2 protein-coding genes are annotated in these 4,413 nt (G+C 49.9%); both read left to right on the top strand.

Annotation, left to right across the window (positions count from 1 at the left end):
* A partial coding sequence (locus tag ACO6V1_RS22590; protein WP_422468717.1) for an RAP domain-containing protein occupies positions 1–848 on the top strand: 848 nt, incomplete at its 5' end.
* A gap of 106 nt (positions 849–954) precedes the next feature.
* Entirely contained in the window at positions 955–4,374 is a 3,420-nt protein-coding gene (locus tag ACO6V1_RS22585; RefSeq protein ID WP_422468715.1) for a DUF1601 domain-containing protein, read from the top strand.
* Positions 4,375–4,413: the final 39 nt, after the last annotated feature.

The following is a 4,413-nucleotide window of genomic DNA, read 5'->3' as shown; positions in this document are numbered from 1 at the left end:
CAGACCAATTTAATGCCCAAGGCATCGCCAACCTGCTGTGGGCTATGGCGAAACTGGGTGAACTCGTTGACCTGAACGTGGTTACATCCACGCTCGAATCGCTTGTCTACCGAATCAGTGACAACCCTCAGCTCTCTCAGCAAGACATATCGATGTCTCTCTGGGGAGTCATGGTATGCTGTGCCAGATTGTCTCTGTTCTCCAATACCAATAACATTAACGTGCTTGAAAAGAACATGGATGACCTGTTTACTCGCCTGGAAAATACATTCCCGAACAATGAAGATGATCAATCCATCCTTGCCCTGGCCGCCATTTGGCTTGGCAGAACGTGTCCAGTCGTCCCCCATTACCAGACAAATATTTCAAAAACCCAGGTCGACTTTCGCGATCAACTCCAATCATGCTTTCCCTCTTTGCGGATTGAAGAAGAAAAGAGTCTGAATTCATTACCTCCGGTTGACCTGCTCCTGCCAGATCACAACATAGTGATTGAAGTTCAGGGACCGTCTCATTACGTGGGTGGTGATTTCAACACCAGGAATGGTTCGACTCTACTGAAAATCGCACTGTTACAAAAAGCAGGTTTTGAGGTCATTGAAATTCCGGTTAACAGGCTTTGCCATCAGGATTTAATGAAACCATACATTGATCAAATAAAAATCAGGACAGGGATCCCGCCACAGGGGCATGGCTCTGTACCACTTAAAAGAAGTTGGGCAGATGCGGTATACATTACTGCTGATAAAGGCAGGCAACCCTCAAATCATGGTTACTCAACCGCCGAAGAACATCATGAAGAACAAAACGGTAAACCAGCCAAGAGGAAGAAAACAAACAGCCAGTAATCCTCTCCCTTCGACCCAGGAACCGTTTCCACATTACTGCAAAATGAACTTCTGAACAGAACCGCAGTCTGCTTTTTATATTTCCATGAATTAATGAAATATAGTTATGGATAGATGCTCTGCTGGTATCAGTGGTCAATACGCAAGATCAGGCAATGATGACAAAAAAACGGATGACCAAACCGCTTCTTCAAGGCGTGGACGATATAAATATACCACAGTCAGACAATGGGATAAGCCCTCCCGCACTGCCCCGGGGCGTAATGAATTTTACCATTCTTCTTTCACACGCTCTTCTCAACATCTACAGTACCGTTCAGTAAACCCTGCTCAAGATTTCAATAGCCTCACCAAACAGGAAATAATGGATGGCCTGCTGAGTAAATCTTATCGTTTCGGTGATCGCTATGATGGGAGACATCACGGTCAATATGCCAGCTTAATTAAAAAATACACGTCAGCTGCTAAACGACCGTTAAATCGAGCGGAACAAAGCCAGCTGATGCGTTTGCTGCAAAATTTCACAGCAACGCGGACCTGGAATTGGCGAAGCCTGACGACGACACTCCACTCATTTACTTCAGCAGGTGTTTTTACCACCCATAGCCCCATAGATGAGCGTGTTAAGCATACTCAAGTTGCCTTATTGTCAACACTGCTTGATGCAATAATATTCAAGTGCAACCAAAAACATGAAGCCAGCTATGTTGGTGCCCAGGAAATCGCCAACATGCTGTGGGCTATGGCGAAACTGGTAGACAGCGGGCAGGAGCGAACACCAGGGCTCAACACGGCTGTGGCCGCACTATTGCCCCACGTGAACGCACAGAAAGACCAATTTATTCCTCAGCATATTGCCAACCTGCTATGGGCCATGGCGAAACTGGTGGACAACGGGCAGGAGCGAACACCAGGGCTCAATGAGGCCGTGGCCAGGCTATTGCCTCACGTTAAAGCACAGAAAGACCAATTTAACACCCAGGGCATTACCAACCTGCTGTGGGCCATGGCGAAACTGGTGGATAACAGGCATGAATTGACTCCAGGACTCAAAGAGGCTGTGGCCGCACTGTTGCCCCACGTGAACGCAAAAAAGAACCAATTTATTCCTCAGCATATCGCCAACCTGCTGTGGGCCATGGCAAAACTGGTGGACAACGGGCAGGAACAGACACCAGAACTCAAAGAGGCCGTAGCCACGCTGTTGCCCCACGTGAACGCACAGAAAGCTCACTTTAAACCACAGGAAATCGCCAACCTGCTGTGGGCCATGGCGAAACTGGTGGACAACGGGCAGGAGCAAACACCGGTGCTCAACGGGGCCGAGGCCGCACTGTTGCCCCACGTGAGCGCACAGAAAGCTAACTTTACAGCACAGGGTATCGCCACCCTGCTGTGGGCCATGGCGAAACTGGTGGACAACGGGCAAAAGCGAACAACAGAGTTCAACGAGGCAGTGGCTGCGCTGTTGCCCCACGTGAGCACACAGAAAGCAAACTTTAAACCACAGGGTATCGCCAACCTGCTGTGGGCCATGGCGAAACTGGTGGACAACGGGCAAAAGCGAACACCAGAGTTCCACGAGGCGGTGGCTGCGCTGTTGCCCCACGTGAACGCAAAAAAAAACCAATTTAATCCTCAGCATATCGCCAACCTACTGTGGGCCATGGCGAAACTGGTGGACAACGAGCAAGAGCAGACACCAGGGCTCAACAAAGCCGTGGCCGCGCTGTTACCCCACGTAAACGCACAGAAAGAACAATTTAATGCCTTGGAAATCGCCAACCTGTTATGGGCCATGGCGAAACTGGTGGATAACAGGCATGAGTTGACACCAGGGCTCAAAGAGGCTGTGGCTGCGCTGTTGCCCCACGTGAGCGCACAGAAAGCAAACTTTACACCACAGGGTATCACCAACCTGCTGTGGGCCATGGCAAAACTGGTAGACAACGGGCAGGAGCAAACACCAGGGCTCAAAGAGACTGTGACCGCGCTTTTATCCCAAGTGAACGCACATAAAGACCAATTTATTCCTCAGCATATCGCCAACCTGCTGTGGGCCATAACGAAACTGGTGGACAACGGGCACGAGCAGACACCAGGGCTCAACAAGGCCGTGGCCGCGCTGTTGCCCCACGTAAACGCACATAAAGACCAATTTAATGCCCAGGGAATCACAAACCTGCTATGGGCCATGGCGAAACTGGTTTATAAGGGTCTGGAGCGGACACCACAGCTCAAAGAGGCCTTGGCCACGCTGTTGCCCCACGTGAACGCACAGAAAGGTAACTTTACACTACAGGAAATCGCCAACCTGCTTTGGGCCATGGCGAAACTGGTTGATAAGGGGCTGGAGCGAACACCACAGCTCAAAAAGGCCGTAACCAGGCTGTTGGCCTTCGTGAACGTACAGAAAGATAGCTTTAAACCACAAGAAATCGCCAGCCTGCTGTGGGCCATGGCGAAACTGGTGGATAGCGGGCAAGAGCGGACACCAGAGTTTAACAAGGCCGTTGCCACGCTATTGCGCAACGTGAACACACAGAAAGCTAACTTTAAACCACAGGAAATCGCCAATCTGCTGTGGGCCACTGCGAAACTGGCGGATAGCGGGCAGGAGCGGACACCAGAGTTTAACGAGGCCGTGGCTGTGCTGTTGCCTCACGTGAACGCAGCGAAAGCTAACTTTAAACCACAGGGAATCGCCAACCTGCTGTGGGCCATGGCGAAACTGGGTGAACTCCTTGAACTGAACGTGGTTATCTCTACGTTCGAAGCGCTTGTCTACCGAATCAGTGAAAATCCTCAGCTCTCTCAGCAAGACATATTTATGTCTCTCTGGGGGTTAATGGTATGCTGTGCCAGATTGTCTCTGGTCTCTGATGCCAACAAAAATAACTGGCTTGAAAGGCACATGGATGACCTGTTTACCCGTCTGGAAAATACATTCCTGCACAATGAAGAGGATCAACGCATCATTGCCATGGCCGCCAGTTGGCTTGGGAGAGCATGCCCGTTCGTCCCCCATTACCAGACTATCAGGTCAAGACCTCAATCCGACTTCCGCGATCAACTCCAATCATGCTTTCCCTCTTTGCAGATTGAAGAAGAAAAGAGTCTGAACTCACTGCCTCCGGTTGACCTGCTCCTGCCAGATCACAACCTGGTGATTGAAGTTCAGGGACCGTTTCATTACGTGGGTGGTGATTTCAAAACCAGGAAGGGTTCGACTCTGCTGAAAATCGCACTGTTGCAAAAAGCAGGATTTGAGGTCATTGAAATTCCGGTTAACAGGTTATGGAATGAGGATTTAATGAAACCATACATTGATCAAATAAAGACCAGGATAGGCATCTCGCCACAGGAGCATGGTTCTGTATCACTTGAAAGTGAGTGGACATATGAGGCATACGTTACTGCTGATAAAGGCGGGCAACCCTCAGATCACGGTTACTTAACCACCGAAGAACATTCAGAAGAGCAAACCGGCAAACCAGGATACAGGAAGAAAACAAAAAGCCAGTAATCCCTGCCCTTCGACCCAGGAACCGTTTTCACATTCCAG

Source organism: Endozoicomonas sp. ALC013 (assembly GCF_049310205.1).
In the GTDB taxonomy this organism is placed as follows: Bacteria; Pseudomonadota; Gammaproteobacteria; order Pseudomonadales; family Endozoicomonadaceae; genus Endozoicomonas.
This window is presented reverse-complemented; position numbering and strand designations above follow the sequence as displayed.